The sequence below is a fragment of the Rhodococcus sp. 21391 genome, assembly GCF_016772255.1.
Lineage (GTDB): Bacteria > Actinomycetota > Actinomycetes > Mycobacteriales > Mycobacteriaceae > Rhodococcus_F > Rhodococcus_F opacus.
Map to the genome: position 1 here is coordinate 6,862,446 of NZ_CP063781.1, position 20,839 is coordinate 6,883,284.

Sequence of the window (20,839 nt, forward strand, 5' to 3'; positions counted from 1 at the left end):
TTAACCGCGGGACGTTAATAAGTACTCACGGGCCGAAGGCACTAGTCGCAGAGCCGGATCGGGCCGAGTTCGGCATACCGGTCGCCCGGGCCGGGGTTGTCGGCCGGGGTGGCGCCGCCCAGATGGTGCATCACGCCCCAGACGGCGTTGAGCGCGGTCTGCACGGCGCCCTCCGCCCAGCCCGCGGTCCACGAGATGTCGTCGCCGGCAAGGAAGATACCGCGGTGCCGCGGGTCGAGTTCGTCCTGGACGAAATGGCTGAACAGCCGTTCCTGGTACCGGTAGTGGCCGGGGAGGTTCGCCTTGAACGCACCCATGAAGTCGCGTTCGGTCTCCCAGGACAGCGTGACCGGAGTCGAGATGATGTGACTGCGGAAGTCGACTCCCGGGTAGATCTCCTCGAGCGACTTGATCATGAGGTTCATCCGCTCCGTCGCGTCGAGCGGCAGCAGCTTGAGCGAATCGTCGGACCACGTGTAGGACAGGCAGATCAGGCCGGGCTTGTCGTCGCCGTGGTCGAGGAGGTAGGTGCCGCGGCTCATCCGGTCCGTCAGGGTCATGCTGACGAGGTCGCGGCCGGTGACCGGATCCTTGTCCTTCCAGAACGGACGATCCACGAGGGCGAACACCTTCGTCGACCCCATGTAGTGGGTGCGCTCGATCGCGGTCCAGTGGTCGATCGGGAACAGGTCGTCGTCGCAGTGAATGTTGTTGAGCAGCATCCAGCTCTGCGCAGTGAAGACCGCGGCCGGGTACGTGCGGATCTCCCCGGACGAGTCGGTGACCGTCACCTGGTGCGGTGCGGTCCTCCGGACCTCGGTGACCCGGGGACGGGTGGCTCCGCCGTTCAGCGCGCGCACCGACGTGCCGTCCGGCCAGTGCGCCATCCCCGACGGGGCGTCGGTCCACAGCCGCAGGGGCAGCTGCTGCGACCCGCCGACGATGCCGCGGTGGTGGTCGTCGGCGGCGGTGATGACGACGCGCAGGATCTCGAGGATCGAGTTGGGGAAGTCGGTGTCCCAGCCGCCCGTTCCGAAACCGACCTGCCCGAACACTTCCCGATGCCGGAACGACGCGAAGTGCTTGGACGAGGCGAGGAAGCCGTAGAACGTCTGATCGTCCAGCCGGACCACCAGGTCGTTCCAGATGCGCTTGAGTTCGGCGGTGTCACGGTCGCGGATCGCTTGCTGGAGCGGAATCAGCTCGGCGTGGTCCTCGAGCGTGCGCTGCCACGCATCCGACACCTCCCGGAACACGGGCGGCAGGTCGTCGAGGTGCTGCGCGTAGTAGCTTTCGCCCTTGAGGTCGATGACCGTGCTGGGGGTGCTGTCGGCGAGCGGGTTCGGGAACGCCTCGGTCCGCAGTCCCATGGTGTCGAGGTAATGGAACAGGGTGGTCGACGACGGTGGGAACCGCATCGCGCCCATCTCGGCGACCACCTCGGGGTGCCCGTCGAACGGTTGCGACCGCATCCGGCCACCGATCTGATCGGCCTCGTAGACAATCGGTTTCAGTCCGAGTTTCATCAGCTCGTACGCCGTGACCATCCCCGACAGGCCGCCACCGATGACCGCCACCTCGGTGCCGTGGCGGTCGGGGGGCACCGCGCCGAGACCCGAGCGGTGCGTGACGTAGTCGTCGTAGGAGAACGGGAAGTCGGGACCGAACATGGTGAGCGGCCGGGGATCGGTGTCCGCGGCGGTGCTGTCCGGGGTGACGGGGATCGTCATGAAGTCTTCTCCTGCATGAAGGGGTAGAGGTCGACGCGTCGGTCGTCGAGATGGGTGTTCTCACGGCGGGAACGGTGGAGGACGTCGAGTTCGAGGTCGACGATCGCCAGCTCTTCGTGGCGGCCTGCGCGGGCGAGTTCGGTGCCGTCGGGCGCGATCGCACAACTGGACCCGCAGTAGTCGAGGTCGGCCTCGGTGCCGCACCGGTTGACGTACGTGACGAACAGCTGACTCTCGTACGCACGGGTCGGGACGACGCTCTCCGCGATGAATTCGTACGGGCTCATCAGGCCGGTGGGGACGACGAGCCACTGTGTTCCCCGGTCGGCATGCGCGCGAACGGCTTCCGGGAACTCGACGTCATAGCAGATCAGAAGTCCGCACCGGATTCCGGCGTGGTCGAACTGGACCACCAGTTCGTCGCCCGCGGCGAAGTGCGACCGGTCGAGCTCGCCGAACAGGTGGGTCTTGCGGTAGTTCGCGAGCGGCGTCCCGGACGGGTCGCACACCTGCACGCTGTTGTAGACGACGCCTGCGTCCGCCTCGGGGTATCCGTAGACGACGGCGATCCCGGACTCGCGTGCGATCTCTGCGATCCGGGCCGCGATCGGTCCGTCGGCGGGTTCGGCCCGCTCCGCGATCAGGGATCCGATGTTGTAGCCGGTGGCCGCCATCTCCGGGCAGACCAGGATCGATGCCCCGGAAGCCGCCGCCGTCTGCGCGGCCGACGCGATAGCGGAGAGGTTCGCGGCGACGTCGAAGGAGAGTTCGGGACCTTGGAACAGCGCTGCCCTCATGGTGCCGTCACCGTTTCCGGGCTGTTGCGGAGTGCGGACTTGCGGACTCCGTAGGCGAAGTAGATCGCGAGCCCGACTGCCATCCACAGAGCGAACGCCACCCACGTCGAGACGCCGAGACCGAACAGCAGCAGCGCGCAGAACACTACGCCGAGGACCGGCATCAGCGGGAAGAGCGGGGTCCGGAAGCTGCGGTGCAGGTCGGGATGGCGTCGGCGCAGGATGATCACGGCGATGTTGACGAGCATGAACGCGAACAGCGAGCCGATGCTCGTCGCATCCGCCAGTTCGCCCAGCGGCACGAATCCCGCGAGCGCGGAGACGACACCCCCGACGACGACGATGTTGACGACGGGCACCCGGGTGCGCGGGTTGACGCGGGAGAAGACCCGCGGAACGAGACCGTCGAGCGACATCGCGTACAGGATCCGGGTCTGCCCGTACATCACGGCGAGGACGACGCTGGCGATGGCGATCACCGCGCCCGCCGACAGGAGGATGGCGGGCCAGGTGCTGGTGGTCGCGGCATTCAGGATGGTCGCGAGTGCGGCGCCCTCACCCGCGATGTCCTGCCAGGGCATCGCGCCGACGGCGGCGATCGCGACCAGGCAGTAGAGGATCGTGACGATCAGGAGCGAGAGGATGATCGCGCGGGGAAGATCGCGTTTCGCGTTCTTCGCCTCGTCGCCTGCGGTCGAGGCGGCGTCGAACCCGATGTAGGCGAAGAACACCTGGGATGCCGCGGCGGTCACGCCTGCCGCGCCGAGGGGGATGAACGGCGTGAAGTTTCCGGCGCGGAACGCGGTGAACGCGACAGCGCAGAAGAACACGAGCACGAGGATCTTCAGTGCGACCATGACCGTGTTCACCAGGGCGCTCTCGGACGCTCCCCGAGTCAGCAGTGCCACCGCGACGAGCACGATGACGATGGCGGGCACGTTGACGATGCCGCCCGCGCCCGGTGATTCGCTGATCGCGGCGGGTAGTGCGATGCCGAACATGCCGTGGAGTAGTTCGTTGATGTACTCGCCCCAGCCGACGGCGACGGCCGCGACCGAGACGCCGTACTCGAGCATCAGGCACCAGCCGCAGATCCACGCGAAGAGTTCGCCCATCGTCGCGTAGGTGTACGAGTAGGAGCTACCGGAGACGGGGATGCTGCCTGCCAGTTCCGCGTAGGAGAGAGCGGAGAAGAGGGCGGTGAACGCCGCGAGCACGAAGGCGAGGACGACGGCGGGGCCGGCCTTGGGTGTCGCCTCGCCGAGGATGACGAAGATGCCCGTTCCCAGCGACGCACCGATGCTCAGTGCGGTGAGGTGCACCAGGCCCATCGACCGCTTGAGGCCGTGACCGGGTTCCTGGTCGTTGCGCGCCACGATCGCCTCGACCGATTTGCGGGCGCGGAGTGCGCCGGCCAGTCCCGGCGGGCGCGGAGAAATCTTGGTGATGTCCAACGTTGAGCTCCTGAGCGGTGGAGTGATGTGGACAACAATGAACGGGCGAGCCGTGACTGTCAACACATGTTTCCTAAACCGCTTGACGGTTTCCTAGCGGGCGGTGGGCCGGACGTCGTCCGGTAGTGCGGGGGCCAGAATCCACAGAACGGTCGCGGTGTCGTCGCCGAGCGCGCGGAAGCTGTGCGGCAACTGGGGCGAGAAGGTGAACGCGTCCCCGGTCGCGAGCGACACGTCCTCCCCGGCCCCCGGACCGTTGAAGGAAATGCGGATCCGGCCCGAGACGACGTAGACGAAGGCGACGTCGACCGGCAGTTCGTACGTTTCCGAGCCGCTCCCGCCGCCGGGTTCGATCCGGCTCAGGAGCGACTGGATGCGGCGCTCGCCGAACGGTGTCAGCAGGAACTCGGCCATGCGCTCCCCGCCGAAACTGATCGGCGGGTAGTTGTCGGCGCGTACCACCTCACCTGCGGCGGCGCTCTCGAACAGCGACCCGACGGGAATGTTCAGAGCGGCGCAGATCCGCACCAGCGTGGCGACGGATGCGCTCGCGTGGTCCCGTTCGATCTTCGACAGGTAGCCCTTGGTGATGCCGCAGCTCGCGGCGAGGTCGTCGAGGGTGAGGCGCTGGGCCTGCCGGGCCGCCTTGAGCCGGGGGCCGATCCTGGGCGCGTCGACGCCCGACGCACCTTCGGTTGCGAGCTCGTTCGCCATGCATCGATCCTTCGTTGTGTCTCGTATAGGAAACAGGTGTTGACAAGAATGCGTTCCAAGGAAACGATACGACGACGCCACGTCTCCGGCACACACCGAAGGATTCCGATGAGTACAGACGACATAAAGGGCCCCGTCGACGCCACCCGCACGCCGCGCTACGCCGAACCCAGCACGTTCGCCCGCCTCCCCCGGCTCGACGAGGTGTCCCGCGCCGACGTCACCGTGATGGGCGTCCCGTTCGACTCCGGCGTGAGCTACCGTCCGGGCGCACGCTTCGGCCCCGGCCACATCCGCGCCGCGTCGAAGCTCCTGCGTCCGTACAACCCCGCACTCGACGTGCACCCCTTCGCGGCGCAGCAGGTCGCCGACTTCGGCGACATCGGCGTCAACCCGTTCGACATCCAGGAGGCCCTCGCCACCGTCGACGGCGCCGTCACCGACCTGCGCAAGGACGGCTCGACCGTGCTGACGCTCGGCGGCGACCACACCATCGCCCTGCCGATCCTGCGGTCCCTCGCCCGCGATCACGGTCCCATCGCCGTGCTGCACTTCGACGCGCACCTCGACACGTGGGACACCTACTTCGGCGCCCCCTACACGCACGGCACCCCGTTCCGGCGGGCCAGCGAGGAGGGGCTCATCGACCTCGAGCGTTCGCAGCACATCGGCATCCGTGGCCCGCTGTACAGCAAGAAGGACCTCGAGGACGACGCCGTTCTCGGTTTCCAGGTCATCCGCTCCGACGACTACGAGGTGGACGGCGTCGCCAGCATCGTCGAACGGATGCGTCGACGGCTCGACGGCGGACCGGTCTACGTGTCCGTGGACATCGACGTCCTCGATCCCGCGCACGCGCCGGGCACCGGAACACCCGAGGCGGGCGGCATGACGTCCCGCGAGTTGCTGAACACGCTGCGCGGACTCGTCGGCCTGAACGTGGTCGGAGCCGACATCGTGGAGGTGGCGCCCGCCTACGACCACGCCGAGATCACCGGCATCGCGGCAGCGCACGTCGCGTACGAGTTGCTGTCGGTGCTCGCGATCAACGCGTCGTCGGCCCCGGGCCGGGCTGCGCGCGGCGAGGCGCTCCGGCAGGCGGCGTTCGTGACGAAGTAACGTCCGTTGCCACGTGCGGGCAGCGCGAAGACGTTACCCTCGGGCGCATGGCTATCGGGGTGAAGGTCCGAAGGTTCTCCAAGATCGCACCACTACTGCTCGCCGGTGCGCTCGCGGCCGCGGTGCCGGGGCATGCCGCCGCCGAACCTGTCAGAGGTCCGGACGTGGCCTCATGGCAACACCCGGGCGGGTCACCGATCGACTGGTTCGCCGTCCGCAACGCCGGCCACGACTTTTCGATGGTCAAGGCCACCGAGAGTCTCAACTACGTCAATCCGTTCTTCGTCCAGGACTGCCTCGCCATGCGCGTGGCCGGCGTTGCCCGCGGCGCGTACCACTACGCCGACCCCACCCAGTCGCCGGAAGCGCAGGCCGCGTTCTACTCGACGGTGGTGCTGGGCATCAACGGTCCGGGTGACATGCCTCCGGTCCTCGACCTCGAGCAATCCGGTGGGCTGCCGCCCGCGGCGTTGATCGACTGGACGCACCGCTACCTCAACACGGTCCAATCGCTCACGGGACGTCAGCCAATCATCTACACGTACCCGAACTTCTGGCGGACGGCGATGGCGAACACCAACGAGTTCACCGGATACCCGCTGTGGATCGCCGACTACAACGGTCAGAACACGCCCGGCCCCCTCCCCGGTGGCTGGAGCAACTGGACGTTCTGGCAGTACACCAGCACCGGTCGCATCCCCGGAGTCAACGGCGACGTCGACCTCAACGTCTACAGCGGGGCGCAGGGCGACTTCGCCCGGTACTCCAACAGCGCATCCCCCTTCGGCAGCTGACGCCGACGGGCACGATCAATCCCGGCACGCCGGGTTTCCGGGGAACGCCGGGACGCCGACCCGGCAGCCGACGTCGGTGACGGCGTTCAGTCGCTCGACCGGCTCCCGAATCTCGAGCGCCGGCACGAGGCCGTCGGTCAGGAGTGCATTCTTGGTCGTCGGCGTCGTGGCGCGCTCGTCCAGCGTTCCGCGCACCCGCGCGAAGTTGACGAGTTCGTCGTACACCATCGACAGGGCCGCCTCGGTGGTCCGGTCTTCCGGGTGCAGCCCGGCGAAATCCACGCCCGTCTCGTATTCGTGGCGGACGGCATGCGGACCCTGGTCGCAGGTGGGCTGGTTCAGATCGATCCGAAAGTCCGGCCCGGCCGGTCCCGGCGGAGTGATCGTGCCGGCGTCGGTGCAGACATGGTGCGAGATGCGATCGCCGAGTGCGTGAATGTAGATACCGGTCCGTGCATTCCAGGAATTCTCGCCGATCCAGGAGTCGAACTGTGACGAGAGGACCGTGTCGGAGATCACCTGCTGCCCGGTCATGTTGGTGAACGGGATGGCGGCCGGAGTCTCCAGGCTATAGGTGCCGTTGATCTGCACGGGATTCGCATCGCCGTAACACGTTGCACCCGTGGCATAGTCGCCGTCCTCCGAGGGGTTCGTGAAACCTCCCGTGCACAACGGTGCGCCACTTCCCGGCCCGGCCAGGGCCCAAGTCCGCAGGTGCGTGAGCATGACCTCGTGCCGGGGATCGTCGACATCCGGTTGCAAGCCGTTGGGCAGGGGATCTGCCGGTCCGCGCAGCGTGGGCAGGAAGTGGAAGAGGAACCCGCCGGTGGCGAAGTGGGTGCGCACCAGTCCGCTGATGTCCTTGGTGGTCAATGCGCCGGCGTCGGGGACGAGTCGGCCGAAGATGTCGCGTGGGGCGAACGTGCCGAGGTCGGTCGCTTCGTCGTACGCCGCGATCCAGTAGGCATCCTGCTCGGAGAAGCCGACGGTGCGGGCGATGATATACGTCGAATCCGAATGCACGAGACTCCGTCCGCCGAGCGGGCGGCGCAACGTGAACCCGTAACGGAGGAACGCCTCGGCGCCGCAGATCGGCGAGTTGGGATCGTCGAGTAGGCATTCGGGTGGCAGCGGAGCGCAGTTGTGCGGTGGCGCACCGTCCTCGGTGTAGCAAATATCCTCGGCGAATCCGTACACCGGTGGCGGTGACACGACGAACGCGGCGGCGGTAAGCGTCAGCGCCACGATGGTTCCACCGACTCTTCGAGTGAATCTTCTCATCGAGGTGCACCTTTCGGTGGGGCCGAGTGGATCAACATTAACACCGGGGAACAGGCAGGATGCGCGGTTCTGGCGAGCCCCGAAATCCGCGCCCGTCGGTCGGTGTGCGGGCATCACGCGACACGGTGCCGGTATCGATTCGCCAGCCATGCACACATCGTGAGCTGAACCTGATGAAACACCATCAGCGGCAGGATGATCTGCCCGACGGGCTGCCCGGCGAACAGGACAGCCGCCATCGGCAGCCCGGTCACGAGAGCCTTCTTCGTTCCACAGAACCTGATGGCCCGCACGTCTGCGCGTTCGAACCGCATCAGGTCGGCGGTGAATCGCGTGAGCCAGAGGATGGCCGTCACGAGCACCGTGGACAGCAGGACCAGTCGGAGTAACGCGGTGGACGGGACCGAGTGCCACACCTCCGTCACGTTCGCCCGCCGAGAATGCCGAATACACGATGAGCACGACGGATTCGCGGCCGACGTACCTCAGTGCGGAACCGTGGCGTGCCACCCAGTCGCCGATCAACCGGCGGAGGATCTGACCCAGCACGAACGGCAGGAACAGTTGCAGTCCGATTCCCAGTGCGGCGGCACCGGGCGCACCCATCTGTCCTGAAGTCGACATCATCGTGAACGCGAGCGCGGGCGTCAGGAACATGCCGAAGAGGTTGGATGCGGATGCGCTGGCGATGACACCGGGAACGTTCCCTCCGGAAACCGCGGTGAATCCGATCAACGCTTGGACGGTCGAGGGAACGAGGCACGTGAACAGCAGTCCGGCGGTACAAGCTGGGATCCAGCACAGAGCTCGGGAGCAGTCGCAGTGCCAATCCGCTGAGCGGGAAGACCACGAAGGTGAAGGACAGCACGGTCAGGTGCAGGCGCCAGTGCGTCAGTCCGGCGAGCGCATCCAGCGGTGCGATGCGCAGGCCGTAGAGGAAGAACAGAACGCCGATGGCGACGCGATCCGCACCGTCCACCCATGGCACAGCCGGGCCCGAGGCCGGCAGCACCAGCGCGACCGGCACCGCTGCGTGAACCCGTGCCGTCGATCGTGTCTCGTGCATCGCGATTCGATACACGGCGGCCTTACTCGTGCGGCTGTCGGTCAGTCGGATCCGCGAGCGAATCCGGATCCTCACCTGGTGAGGATCCCGGCGACCAGGTTGATCGTCGTCGCGAGGATGACTGCACCGAAAACGTAGGACAACAGGCAATGCCGGAGCGCCACGGCCCGAATCTCCGGGCTCGAGACGTCGGTATCGGATACCTGGTAGGTCATCCCGAGGTTGTAACTGAAGTAGAAGAAGTCGCGAAACGCGGGCGGGGCAGTGGAGTTGAAATCGATACCGCCCGTCGTTGTTTCAGGACCTGATTCCTCGTAGTAGAGGAAGGCGTATCGAGCCGCATACATCGGATGTAGGGCGGCCCACGCCAGGAAGACCCCGATCAGGGCCACGGCGGCGTGCAGGGTTCCCGCCGAGGATCCGCCGGCCACCTGCAGTGCGATGATTGCTCCGAGACCTCCTGAAGCCGCTGTCACCACGACCAATTCGTCGACTATCGGACGGAAATCCTCGCGTCCCACGTTGCGGCGAGTTGCCGCCGCATCCATCGGCCACAACACTGCCCAACCGGATACGACGAACACGGCGGCCGCGGCCGGCGATACCGATGAGAGACCCCAACGCGGCTGTGGTCGACACGCCGCCGAGGACACCTGCAGCGACACCGACCACCACCGCCGCGGCCACTCTCGGGATGGCGGAAGTCGGGAGAGGCACGTGCAATGCCTACCCCTCTCCGGGAGGCGCCGCGCCGTCACCTGCGGCGCTCCCGACACCGATCGACAAGCCGGCGAGATGGTGCGCCGCAGCGGCCGGGCACCGAATTCGGGTTCGTACCTCGCGCGGCGAGGTAGTCCTCGGCTGCCGTGGTCACGTCCAACCCGATGTCCTGCGCCTTCAGCAGCCGGCGTGTGCCGTCGAGGATCAACTCGACGATCTGCCGCATCTCGTCAACCCCTATTCGTTCGCATGCCGGCAGTGCAGGTTCTCGGTTGTCGAGCGACGTGAGTGTGACGAGCGTGGACATCGCCGCGGCCTCCTGAGTGTTGAGACGCAACATGATTCGCACGCCGCACCACGGCGCACCCGGCGAGGGGCTGGTCCCGAGAGGGCAGACGGCAGGCCAGGGCGTACCAGCGGCGTATGCCGAGAAGTCTATCCCGGCATCCCCTGCGGCCGGGCCGCGTTACCGTGATCGGTGAGCTGGACTGTGTGCGAACGCATTCGATCGATGACGCGCCGACGCTGCCTGGAATGTGTCCGGATCGGACGAGGAAGCGGAGAGGAGTACCAACCCCTTTCCACTTTCAATTTATAGCGCACCGGGGGGCTTGCGGCAAGGCCCGGGTGGTGCCGCACAATTACCGGCCGAAGCCAGAACCTGCGGAAATGGGGGTCGCGAATTGCGTGTGTTGTTGTCGACGTACGGGTCACGTGGGGATGTCGAACCGTTGGTGGGACTCGTGGTGCGGTTGCGGGAACTCGGCGCGGAGGTGCGGGTGTGCGCGCCGCCGGACGAGGACTTCGCGCAGCGGCTGGCCGGGATCGGTGTGTCGATGGTGCCCGTCGGCCGGTCGGCGCGCGCGCTGACGACGGCGGCGCCGTCGGCGGCGGACCTGCTCCGGCGCGCGGCCGAGTTGATCGCTGGCCAGTTCGAGGCGGTCACCGCGGCCGCCGAGGGATGCGACGCGTTGGTGGCGACCGGTGTGATGCCGGCCGCGGCCGGTGCACTGTCGGTCGCCGAGAAGCTGGGCATCCGTTCCGTGTCCGTGACGTTCCAGCAGCTCACCCTGCCGTCGCCGCATCGGCGGCCGCTGGCATACCCGGGCCGGGCGTTCCCTCCGGACGTGACGGACAACCGGATGCTGTGGGACTTGGACGCTCAGAGCGTCGATGCGCTGTTCGGTGAGGCGCTCGACACCAACCGGGCGTCGATCGGTCTGCCCCCGGTGGGCAACGTTCGCGACTACGTCATCGGCGACCGGCCGTGGCTGGCGACGGACCCGACCCTGGACCCGTGGCAGGAGACGCCGGACCTCGACGTCGTGCAGACCGGCGCGTGGATCCTGGCCGACGACCGCCCACTCCCGGCCGAGTTGGAGGCGTTCCTGGACGCAGGCACACCACCGGTGTTCGTGGGCTTCGGCAGCATGACCTTGCACGCGGCGACGGACGCCGCACAGGTGGCCATCGAGGCGATCCGCGCGCAGGGCCGCCGCGCACTCGTCGGGCGCGGCTGGGCCGATCTGGCCCTGATCGACGATCTGGACGACTGCTTCGTCGTCGGCGAGGTCAACCAGCAGGCATTGTTCGGCCGGGTGGCCGCCGTCGTGCACCACGGCGGCGCGGGGACGACGACGACGGCGACCCGGGCCGGCGCACCTCAGGTGGTGGTGCCGCAGGCGGCGGACCAGCCGTACTGGGCCGGCCGGGTGGCCGACTTGGGCATCGGCGCGGCGCACGACGGTCCGGTTCCGACCGTCGAGTCCCTGTCGGCCGCGCTCACGGCGGCCCTGACCCCCGAGCCCGGAGCACGAGCGGCTGCCGTGGCGGGCACGATCCGTACCGACGGGGCGGCCGTCGCCGCGACGTTGCTGCTCGACACGATCGCCCGAACCGCAGATCGGAGCTGATGACATGAAAAATCTGACTACCAGTGCGTTCGACCTTCCCGACCACCTCGCACCCAAGGCCGACCCGGCGCTGATCGCCGACGACGAGCTGCATTTCGCGGCCATCGCGGAAAGCCTCGAGCAGTCGATTGCCGACCTCGACCACCGCATCGACACCGAACGCAAGGCGCCCCGCCGGCTGGGCCAGGAGGCGATGGAGCGGGACATGATGGTCCACCGGCTGAACGCCGAGTTGCGTGCCCTGCGCCGCTACGGGTTGGACCTGTGCCTCGGGCACTTCGTCAGCGCGGACAACCCCGAGCCCGTGTACATCGGACGACTCGGCCTGATGGACCGGGCGGGCAATCAGCTGCTCGTCGACTGGCGCTCCCCCGTGGCCGAGCCGTTCTTCGGTGCGACCCACGGCAATCCGATGGGCCTGGCCCGCCGGCGCAGGTATCGCTGGACCCGCGGCCGCATCAGCGACTATTGGGACGAGGTGTTCACCCCGGACGGGTTCGCGGGGAACGCAGCGCTCGACGACCAGTCCGCGTTCATCGCCAGCCTGGGCACCAACCGGTCGGCCCGGATGCGGGACGTGCTCGGCACCATCCAGGCCGACCAGGATGCCATCATCCGCGCGGGATCCCGTGGCGCCCTCGTCGTCGACGGCGGCCCGGGTACGGGCAAGACCGTCGTCGCGCTGCACCGTGCCGCGTACCTGCTCTACTCCGACCCCCGACTCCGTCACGGCGTGCTGTTCGTCGGTCCGCACGAGCCCTACCTGGCCTACGTCGCCGATGTCCTGCCCAGCCTCGGAGAAGAGGGCGTGCAGCTCTGCACGCTGCGGGACCTCGTCGCCGAGGGCGCCACCGCGAAGGTCGAAACCGACCCCGACGTGGCCCGCCTGAAGTCGTCCGCGGATCTGGTGAAGGCCATCGACGCGGCGGTCGCGTTCTACGAGGAGCCGCCCACCGAGGGCATGACGGTCGCGACCGAGTGGTCCGACATCTGGCTGAGCGCCGACGACTGGGCCGAGGCATTCGAAGCGCCGGAACCCGGTACCCCGCACAACGAGGCGCGCGAGCAGATCTGGGAGCTGCTGCTCACGATCCTGATCGACAAGTACGACGGTGACATTCCGGTGGCCCAGCTCCGGAAGTCGTTGCAGCAGAACGACGAATTACGCACGACCCTCGACAACGCGTGGACCCTGATCGAGGCGGCCGACCTCGTCGCCGACCTGTGGTCAGTACCCGCCTACCTGCGCAAGTGCGCTCCCTGGCTCAGCCCCGACGACATTCGGAAGCTGCAACGCCCGGACGCCCAACGCTGGACGGTGTCCGACCTGCCGCTCCTCGACGCAGCACGGCAGCGGCTCGGCGACCCAGAGGAATCACGACGCCGGCGTCGCCACGACGCCGCCGTCGCCGCCGAACGCGAGCAGCGGTCCAAGGTCATCGACGACCTCATCGCAGCGGATGCCTACGACGACGGCGAAAGTTTGATGACGCAGCTGCGGCAGAAGGACCTGCAGGAAATGCTGGTGGACGAAGCTGCGATGTCCAGCACCGACCCCGACCTGCTCGACCGCACGTTCGCGCACGTCGTCGTGGACGAAGCGCAGGAGCTGACGGACGCCGAGTGGCAGATGTTGTTGCTGCGCTGCCCGTCTCGGAGCTTCACCATCGTCGGCGACCGGGCCCAGGCCCGGCACGGGTTCACGGAGTCGTGGCAGGAACGGCTCGAGCGGATCGGGCTCGACCGGATCGAACTGGCCTCGCTGACCGTCAACTACCGGACACCGAAAGAGGTCATGGCGGAAGCCGAGCCGGTCATCCGAGCCGTCCTCCCGGACGCCAACGTGCCGACCTCCATCCGCAGCAACGACATCCCCGTCGCACACGGATCTGCTTCCGATCTGCACTCGATCCTCGACACCTGGCTCGACTCGAACTCCGACGGGATCGCTTGCGTCATAGGCGATCCGACGTTCCGGGCAACATCCCGCGTCCGGTCGCTGACCCCGGAGCTGTCGAAGGGGCTCGAATTCGACCTGGTCGTCCTCGTCGACCCGGACACCTTCGGCACGGGGATCGAAGGGGCCGTCGACCGCTACGTCGCCATGACCCGGGCGACCCAGCAACTCGTCATCCTCACGAGTACCTGACGTGGACCGACGCTCTCGGAGGCCGCGATCATGGCCCGCTGAAGGAGTCCAAGGCGGCCACCAGCGCGGAGTCGAACCCACCTCCGCCGTGGCCTGCATCGTCAACCACGACGAGTCGACTCTCTGGCCAGGCCCGCGAGAGCTTCCAGGCCGTGTCCAACGGTCCCGAGACATCGAAGCGGCCGTGGACCAGAAGTGCCGGGATACCTGCCAGACGGCTCATTCCGTCCAGTATCTGGTTCGGGACGAGGAAGCACTCGTGGCTCCAGTAGTGCGTCACCAATCTGGCGAAGATCATCCGGAACGTCGCGTCCTCGTATCGGGGGCTCGGTGTCCATCCCGGCATCAACGACACGTGGGTGTCCTCCCACGCACACCACCTCCTCGCCAGCTCCTCGCGCACTGCCGCGTCGGGGTCGGCGACGAGGCGCGCATACGCGACCGCCAGATCCCCGTGCCGTTCGCCGACCGGCACGGGAGCTGTGAACTCCTCCCACTCCCTGGGGAAGATCCGACCCATGTCACGGGTGATCCAGTCGATCTCGGTTCGGGTGCCCGACGTGATCGCTCCGAGCGCCATCGCGAGAACACGCTCCGGATGTCGTTGGGCGTAGACCAAACCCAAGGTCACCCCCCACGACACCCCGGCCACTACCCAACACCTGATCCCCAGATACTCACGCAGACGTTCGATGTCCTCCGTCAAATGTGTTGTCGTGTTGGTCGATAGGTCGATAGGTCGGTGTCGGGGCCGGTGGCCAGTGGGCGGCTCCGCCCGCATCCGCGTAGGTCGAACAACACCGCACGAAAAGCATTCGGGTCGAAGAAGCGACGTGCCCCGGGAGTGTATCCAGATCCCGGCCCCCCGTGCAGATACAGCACCGGCGTTCCCTCGAGGTTTCCGACGGTCTCCCAGTACAGGGCATGGCCGTCGGAGACATCCAGAAACCCGGATTCGTACGGTTCCGCCGCCGGATAAAGTGCGCCACTCACATACTCAGCTTCGCATCCTGCACCGAACGGCGAACCGCGAATCAGTTGTTCCCGGCCTTCGTGGTAGCCATCGCCGAGTGTCGCCTGAGACGATTGCAGGTGCCCTTCGAGAGGAGACGAACGATGACAGCGTCCGATCCACAGGTCACCACCCGCGAGGAATGGCTCATCGCGCGGCGCGAGTTACTCGCACAGGAGAAGGAGCTGACCCGCCACCGCGATCGGGTGAACGCCACCCGGCGCGCGCTACCGATGGGTCGAAATTACCAAGAACTACGAGTTCGACGGCCCCGACGGCAGGACCGGACTCGCAGACCTGTTCGACGGCCGCAGTCAACTCCTGATCTACCACTTCATGTTCGAACCCGCCGCCGACGAAGGATGCCCCTCCTGCTCGTTCACGATGGACAACGTCGGCAACCTCGATCACCTGTACGCCCGGGACACCTCGTTCGCGGCCGTGTCCCGCGCACCGCTGAACAAACTCGAGCAGTACCGCCAGCGCATGGGCTGGACCTTCCCCTGGTACTCCTCGCACGGCAGCGACTTCAATTACGACTTCCACGTCACCCTCGACGCGTCGGTCGCACCGGTCGAATACAACTACAAGGACGAGGCCGAGCTCGTGCGGTTGGACCCCGCATGGAAGGGCTGGTGCGGCGAAGAGCACGGCGTCAGTGCTTTCCTCCGCCAGGGTGAGCACATCTTCCACACCTACTCCGGTTACGCGCGCTCCACCGAGATTCTCCTCGGCACCTACCACTGGCTCGACCTCACCGCGCGCGGCCGCCAGGAAGACTGGGAACCAGAACCCCGCCGCGGTGACGACGCCTTCATGAGTTGGCTGCGCCGCCACGACGAATACGAACCAGACGCCATTTCAGGAGCGAAGATCCCCGACTGACCGTCCGGGTTACATCAGTTCGAGTCCCGTTGCCTGCAATTCGAGATAGTCGCGCACCAACAGGTGGGAACACGGCGTGGATACCGCGGTCCAGGGCGTGTGTTTGGGTAATTGCAGCCCCAACGATTCGGGTACCGCTTCGCGACACCTGATGACAGCCCGGAGTTGCGGCGTCAGGGAATTCCACCACGCGTCCAGCACACACCTGCACTGGGAGAGGTATTCGGAGAGTGGCCCTTGGAGAACCGCCATCTGCGGTACCGAATCAACTCCACCACTGATCCCCGCGACGCAGGAGTGCCCACACACGGCCATCACCTGCCCGATGAACTGCGGCGGCATGATGCCTTCGGGGTTTCGCAGCAGAGCGAGGCGCGCGCCGGCAGAAAGGGCTTCATATGCCACTTCGGGGTCGATTGCCTCGTCACCCATGCCACGAACGTACCCGGCTGTGGGCGTCTCCTATCAGGAACAGCAATATGTATTCGGCCTGAGCGCCGGCGCGGCCACGTCAGTGTCGTCGGATCACTTTCGCCTCCGGCGCGGCTCGGGTTCGCGTTCGGCTTCCGATCCGCCGAGGAGCTCACCGAGCGTTTCTCCCACGGCCTCGAGCGCACCCTTGGTCTTGGACTTCGTGCTGCCGCTGCCCTTCACATCGGAAACGAGGTCGGTCAGGCCCTTCGGTTCGCTGCCGATTTCCAGTCGGTTCACCGCCTCGGCGAAGCGCAGGTAGGTGTCGACACTGGCGACCACGACGCGGGCGTCGATGGTGAGCAGTTCGATACCGACCAGTGAGACCCGCACGTAGGCGTCGATGACCAGGCCCTTGTCCAAGATGGTGTCGATGACATCGGCCAGGCTGCTGGAACTCGGGCCGCCACCTGCTGTGGTCATCGCTGTGCTCCTCGCTTTCGACTGCCGGAGGTCCTCGGCGGGGTGCTCCGCTTGCGGGGCGGTCGCCGCGCCGGTCGTTCCTCGTCCTCGGCCTCCTCCTCGTTCTCGGCCTCCACTGCCGTCTCGTCGTCGACGTCGTCCGACGGCGGTGCCTTCTTCGGTCGTTTCCTGCGTCCCAGCGCGCCGACCATGCCCGGGGCGTCGTCGGCGAGCTTGTGCACTGTGCCCACGGTGTCGTCGGCGGCTTCGTCCACCGTGTCCACCGTGTCGTCGGTGACGTCTCCGGCTATGTCCGCGGTGTCCTCGACCAGGTCTTCGGCGGTCTCCAGGACCGCATCGCTGCCGGAGAGCAGCCGATTGTTGAGTGCGTCGACTCGGGCGGTGGCGGCGGTCATGGCCGCCACTTTCACGGCGTCGAGGAGTTGGCCACGCACCGATTCACTGAGCTCGGCGAATTCGGGCGAGGTTCGCAGCAGTTTCGAGGCCCGGTCCACCATTTCCTGGGGTCCGCCGGCGAGGCGGCCGGCACCCGCCGCCGCGAGCAGCAGTCCCAGTTTCTTCCGGTGCCCTCGGCCCAGCCAATAGCCCACGACCACCGCTGCCGCGATTTGCAGTCGGGTCATCATCGTCGACTCCCTTCACCCGCATCGGCCGTCATCGGTCGACGCCGAGCGCCCGGAGCCGACCGCCCGGCGTACCCCGGATCGGGAGTCCGGTGCGAACCAACCCCGAACCCGACTACCCGCAACGGATGGCCGTCAATCGGTCGAAGGCCGCAATGGGGCTGGGAAAATTCGGTCACCGCCACGACCATCACCGACTCGGGGTCGGCTACGAATGCTGTCATGCTCCAGTAACTTTGGGTGACCGTGTGTCGTTCACCATCACTCCCGTCCCGATGCCCGATCGGCGGCGCCGGCTTCGTCCGCGGTCCAGCGTGTTCAGGATCGCGGCCGCGGTGGACGCGATCGTCCGGTCGCCGTCGTGGGCCAGCCGGTCGAGTGCCCGCCGCGCCGCGGGCCCGGGAATCTCGGCAAGGGCCTGCGTGATCCGCAACCGCGTGGGCGCGTCCTCGGTGTTGTCGAGCGTGTCTTGCATGACCTCGACGATGGCGTCGGCCGAGGCCGAGACCGTCGTCAGCAGGCCCAGCACTTCGGCAGCCTCGACATCGCGCCGCCCCTCGACGACCAACTCGATCAGGGAGGGGATCGCGTCGACGTTTCCGCGAGAGCCGAGAGCGAGTGCCGCGTACCCGCGGACCGTGGCCTCCGGATCATCGAGAGCTCGTCTCAGATGTGCCGTTGCCTCCGCGGTGTGGATTGCCGCTATCGCGGCGGTGGCGCGACGCCGGACGTCGGCATCCTCCGCGTCGAGACCGTCGGCCAGAACCTCGAGTCCCGGGCCGGCGACCCGCGCCAACGACCACTGCAGCGCTCCGGCCACATTCGGGTCGTCCTCCGACAGAATGGCCTCGACCAGCGCTTCGACGGGCAGCGCCGCAGTTCCGTCCTGAGACAGGATCGCTTGTTGACGACGGGCCGCGGATTCCGACTCGAGCGCACGCAGCAGACCGACGATGCGCAGGACATCCTCCCACTCCGCCGGCGAGGCGGCGTCGACGCGTTCGAGTTTGCCGAGCAGTTCCTCCTCGGCAGCGATCCGCCGGCGCGTGTGTCGGATGAGGTCTCCCACCAGGTGGGCCGGTGCGAAATCGGGCTCGTCCAGTGCCCGCTTGGCCTCGTTCAACGACAGCCCCAAGGTCCTGAGGCTCTCGACGTGGAAGAGCCGTCGGATGTCGTCGGCGGAGTACTCGCGGTAGCCGCCGGACGTGCGGCCCGTGGGCTTCACCAGCCCCAACGTGTCGTAGTGCCGCAACATCCGTGTGCTGACACCACACCACCGGGAGACCTCACCGATCAACATCCCATCTCCTCCTGCTACGTGTCCGGACCGGCGACCGCGACGCGCTTCGCCGTCTCGACCGCGAGGGTGAACCCACTGTCGGGATCGTGGCAGAGTCGCCTCGTCGCATCCGCGTGCGCACGAATGTGCGGGTCGGGACTGGTCCCGGCCGCGGCGAGGACCGGGAGGACAGCGTCCCCGAGTCCCACCAGCGCACGGCTCAGACTGAGCTGCAGGTGCTGGTCACCCCGTCCGAGTTCGATCGCCAGATCGGCCGCGAGTGCAGCCTCGTTGCCGGGCGGCACGAGTGCCACGGCCGCCCGCCACGCACTGCGCGCGACCTCGTCGTGCTCGTCGTGCAGCAGTGCCGACACCGCGGGCCAGGCGAGCCGGTCTCCGATCTTGGACAGGGTGTGCAGCGACTGACTGCGGGCCTGCGCGGAGTCGGCCCCGAGCTCTCGGACCAGTCGCGGCACCGTGAGCTCGCTCGGCAGGCGGCACAACGCCCAGGTCAGCATGTCGCGGACGAAGAAATCCGGTTCGACGGCACACCGCTTGACGAGAGTGTCCGTGAGACGGGGATCGGGGTGCGTGCCTGCAGAGAGCGCCGCCCGCAGCCGACCCGACGGGTCGGCTGCGGCCAGAGCGTCGACGAGGTGGGCATTCGGCCCACCGTGGTTGGTTGTGTTCACGACAACCACCTCCTTCGTCGACCATTCGAGTCCTTGTCACTGTGTCAGGGTCAAGTACTCGTTGTCAGGGGGCTGTCGTCTGCCGGTCAGCTCGTCATGCTGGCGAACATGCCGGGCTCGTAGGAACCTGCCGGGTTGCGCACGATCACGTTGATCCGGTTGGCGGCGTTGATCAGGGCGACCAGGGAGACCAGTGCGGCGATCTGGTCGTCGTCGTAGTGCTTGCGCACCTGGGCCCAGGTCTCGTCGGACACACCGTCGTGGGCGTCGGCGAGCCGGGTACCTTCCTCGCTGAGCGCCAGCGCGGCCCGCTCGGCCTCGGTGAACACGGTGGCCTCACGCCAGGCCGCGACGAGGTTGAGCCGGACCGGGGTTTCGCCGGCGGCCGTGGCGTCCTTGGTGTGCATGTCGGTGCAGAAGCCGCAGCCGTTGATCTGGCTGGCCCGGATCTCGACCAGGTGCTGGGTGGCCTTCGGCAGCGGCGATTGGTCGATCACCAGGGCGGCATTGGCGAACCGCTTGCCGAACTTCATGGCGATCTCGTTGTCGAACAGGTTGAATCGGGCGTCCATGACTTCGTCCTCACTCGTGGTGTTGTGTTGCTCTGGACGAACATGAGATGCCGGCGACCCGATCCTTGTGACAATCGCTCACGCCGCGACTTCGAAGTCACGTAATTTGGCAGCGGGCAACACGGGTCGGCTGCCGTCTGGTGTCACAAAACGGCGAGGCCCGGTGTCTGGTGTGTGACACAGTCGAGAGTGAGAAGGAGCCACCCATGGCCGGCACGTCGCAGACCACACCCGACGATCGCGGCGGGAGCCAGGACGATCGTTCGGATCCCGCCACCGAGGCGTTCGTCGCCCACCGCAACCTGCTGTTCACCGTTGCCTACGAGATGCTCGGATCGGCCGCCGACGCGGAAGACATCCTCCAGGAGACCTGGCTGCGATGGGCGGGCGTCGATCTCGACACGGTCCGCAATCAGCGTGCGTACCTGGTCCGGATCACCACCCGCCAGGCGCTCGTCCGGCTGCGGACACTCAGCAGGCGCAAGGAGTCCTATGTCGGTCCCTGGTTGCCCGAGCCGCTGCTGACCGCGCCCGACGTGGCCGAGGATGTCGAGTTGGCCGACAGCGTCTCGATGGCGATGTTGCTGGTGCTGGAGACGCTCGCGCCGACCGAGCGGGCCGTGTTCGTGCTGCGCGAGGTGTTCGCTCTGGAGTACGGCGAGATCGCGGACGCCGTCGGCAAGAGCCCGGACGCGGTCCGCCAGATCGCGCACCGGGCGCGGGGCCATGTCGCGGCGCGCCGGCCGCGCGGCGTCGTATCCCCGGCCGAGTCCCGAGACGCACTCGAGGCGTTCCAGCGGGCGCTCGAGACGGGCGATCTGCAGAGCCTGCTCGACCTGCTCGCACCGGATGTCGTCCTCCTGGGTGACGGTGGCGGAGTCAAGCAGGCCGTGCTGCGGCCCATCGTGGGGGCCGACAAGGTGGGTCGCCTGCTGGCGGCCGGCCTGCCCCGGATCGACGGCACGGTGTCGGTCGAGCCGGTGCAGATGAATGGCTCCCCCGCGCTGATCGTCCGGCTGGACGGGGAGATCGACGACGTCGTGGCGGTGCGGATGGACGACGGCAAGATCACCGGGCTCTACATCGTGCGCAACCCCGAGAAGCTGTCGCGCGTCGAGCGGGAAACCGCGGTGAGCCGCTGAGGT

At 67.3% G+C, this 20,839-nt stretch carries 17 protein-coding genes and 4 pseudogenes; 6 read left to right on the plus strand and 15 right to left on the minus strand.

All coding sequences use genetic code 11. From position 1 onward, the window contains the following. Positions 1–41: 41 nt before the first annotated feature. From GO592_RS31820 to GO592_RS31835, 4 genes are all read right to left on the minus strand, one after another. Complete coding sequence (locus GO592_RS31820; protein ID WP_007301212.1) at positions 42–1,730, minus strand: flavin monoamine oxidase family protein; 1,689 nt, start codon at positions 1,728–1,730, stop codon at positions 42–44. After that, positions 1,727–2,527 carry a carbon-nitrogen hydrolase family protein gene (locus GO592_RS31825; RefSeq protein ID WP_007301213.1) on the minus strand — a complete coding sequence of 267 codons (801 nt, stop codon included), beginning with the start codon at positions 2,525–2,527 and terminating at the stop codon, positions 1,727–1,729. Before GO592_RS31825 ends, GO592_RS31820 begins: the two co-directional genes overlap by 4 nt. After that, on the minus strand, positions 2,524–3,981 hold the full coding sequence (locus tag GO592_RS31830) for an amino acid permease (RefSeq protein ID WP_007301214.1): 1,458 nt from the start codon (positions 3,979–3,981) through the stop codon (positions 2,524–2,526). The genes GO592_RS31825 and GO592_RS31830 overlap by 4 nt, the downstream gene beginning before the upstream one ends. 93 nt (positions 3,982–4,074) lie before the next feature. Continuing rightward, the gene (locus tag GO592_RS31835; protein WP_007301215.1) at positions 4,075–4,695 is read right to left on the minus strand and encodes a helix-turn-helix domain-containing protein; all 621 of its coding nucleotides are present in this window, start codon (positions 4,693–4,695) and stop codon (positions 4,075–4,077) included. Between the two features lie 108 nt (positions 4,696–4,803). On the opposite strand from GO592_RS31835, the gene speB reads away from it, so the two are divergent. Together speB and GO592_RS31845 are read left to right on the plus strand one after the other, a co-directional pair. Then, positions 4,804–5,814: an agmatinase gene (gene speB / locus GO592_RS31840; RefSeq protein WP_007301216.1), complete on the plus strand. Its 1,011-nt coding sequence runs from the start codon at positions 4,804–4,806 to the stop codon at positions 5,812–5,814. Between the two features lie 47 nt (positions 5,815–5,861). Then, positions 5,862–6,608, plus strand: a complete 747-nt coding sequence (locus tag GO592_RS31845) for a glycoside hydrolase family 25 protein (protein WP_007301217.1) — start codon at positions 5,862–5,864, stop codon at positions 6,606–6,608. A 15-nt stretch (positions 6,609–6,623) separates the two neighbouring features. Here GO592_RS31845 and GO592_RS31850 read toward each other — a convergent pair whose 3' ends face one another. The 4 genes and pseudogenes from GO592_RS31850 to GO592_RS31865 all read right to left on the minus strand — a co-directional run bounded on the left by GO592_RS31850 (position 6,624) and on the right by GO592_RS31865 (position 9,982). Then, on the minus strand, positions 6,624–7,889 hold the full coding sequence (locus tag GO592_RS31850) for a hypothetical protein (protein WP_039953006.1): 1,266 nt from the start codon (positions 7,887–7,889) through the stop codon (positions 6,624–6,626). A gap of 113 nt (positions 7,890–8,002) precedes the next feature. Next, positions 8,003–8,955: pseudogene (locus tag GO592_RS46665) on the minus strand (bile acid:sodium symporter family protein). 71 nt (positions 8,956–9,026) lie between these two features. Beyond that, positions 9,027–9,678, minus strand: a pseudogene (locus GO592_RS31860) (DUF1345 domain-containing protein). A gap of 31 nt (positions 9,679–9,709) precedes the next feature. After that, entirely contained in the window at positions 9,710–9,982 is a 273-nt protein-coding gene (locus GO592_RS31865; protein ID WP_237720639.1) for a peptidase, read from the minus strand. Between the two features lie 376 nt (positions 9,983–10,358). Between GO592_RS31865 and GO592_RS31870 the strand changes: the two genes are divergently transcribed. After that, a complete protein-coding gene (locus GO592_RS31870; RefSeq protein ID WP_082325068.1) occupies positions 10,359–11,588 on the plus strand; it encodes a glycosyltransferase in 1,230 nt (409 codons plus the stop codon). 4 nt (positions 11,589–11,592) lie between these two features. After that, positions 11,593–13,737, plus strand: coding sequence for an RNA polymerase recycling motor ATPase HelR (helR, locus tag GO592_RS31875; protein ID WP_007301223.1), 2,145 nt, complete (start codon positions 11,593–11,595; stop codon positions 13,735–13,737). 28 nt (positions 13,738–13,765) lie between these two features. On the opposite strand, the pseudogene pip reads toward helR, so the two are convergent. Further along, a pseudogene (gene pip, locus GO592_RS31880) lies at positions 13,766–14,730 on the minus strand (prolyl aminopeptidase). A 123-nt stretch (positions 14,731–14,853) separates the two neighbouring features. Here pip and GO592_RS31885 point away from each other — a divergent pair. Continuing rightward, positions 14,854–15,634, plus strand: a pseudogene (locus GO592_RS31885) (DUF899 domain-containing protein). Between the two features lie 9 nt (positions 15,635–15,643). Here GO592_RS31885 and GO592_RS31890 read toward each other — a convergent pair. From GO592_RS31890 to GO592_RS31915, 6 genes are all read right to left on the minus strand, one after another. Continuing rightward, a complete protein-coding gene (locus tag GO592_RS31890) occupies positions 15,644–16,066 on the minus strand; it encodes a hypothetical protein (protein WP_007301226.1) in 423 nt (140 codons plus the stop codon). Between the two features lie 93 nt (positions 16,067–16,159). Next, complete coding sequence (gvpJ, locus tag GO592_RS31895; RefSeq protein WP_005254360.1) at positions 16,160–16,528, minus strand: gas vesicle protein GvpJ; 369 nt, start codon at positions 16,526–16,528, stop codon at positions 16,160–16,162. Then, positions 16,525–17,151, minus strand: coding sequence for a hypothetical protein (locus tag GO592_RS31900; protein ID WP_007301227.1), 627 nt, complete (start codon positions 17,149–17,151; stop codon positions 16,525–16,527). Before GO592_RS31900 ends, gvpJ begins: the two co-directional genes overlap by 4 nt. Before the next feature lie 220 nt (positions 17,152–17,371). Next, positions 17,372–18,451 (minus strand): HEAT repeat domain-containing protein, encoded by a 1,080-nt coding sequence (locus tag GO592_RS31905; RefSeq protein WP_007301228.1) that lies wholly within the window; start codon positions 18,449–18,451, stop codon positions 17,372–17,374. Between the two features lie 14 nt (positions 18,452–18,465). Continuing rightward, positions 18,466–19,131, minus strand: coding sequence for a HEAT repeat domain-containing protein (locus GO592_RS31910; RefSeq protein WP_007301229.1), 666 nt, complete (start codon positions 19,129–19,131; stop codon positions 18,466–18,468). Between the two features lie 77 nt (positions 19,132–19,208). After that, positions 19,209–19,694: a carboxymuconolactone decarboxylase family protein gene (locus GO592_RS31915; protein WP_005254364.1), complete on the minus strand. Its 486-nt coding sequence runs from the start codon at positions 19,692–19,694 to the stop codon at positions 19,209–19,211. A 206-nt stretch (positions 19,695–19,900) separates the two neighbouring features. Between GO592_RS31915 and GO592_RS31920 the strand changes: the two genes are divergently transcribed. After that, complete coding sequence (locus GO592_RS31920; RefSeq protein WP_007301230.1) at positions 19,901–20,836, plus strand: RNA polymerase sigma-70 factor; 936 nt, start codon at positions 19,901–19,903, stop codon at positions 20,834–20,836. Positions 20,837–20,839 lie beyond the last annotated feature (3 nt).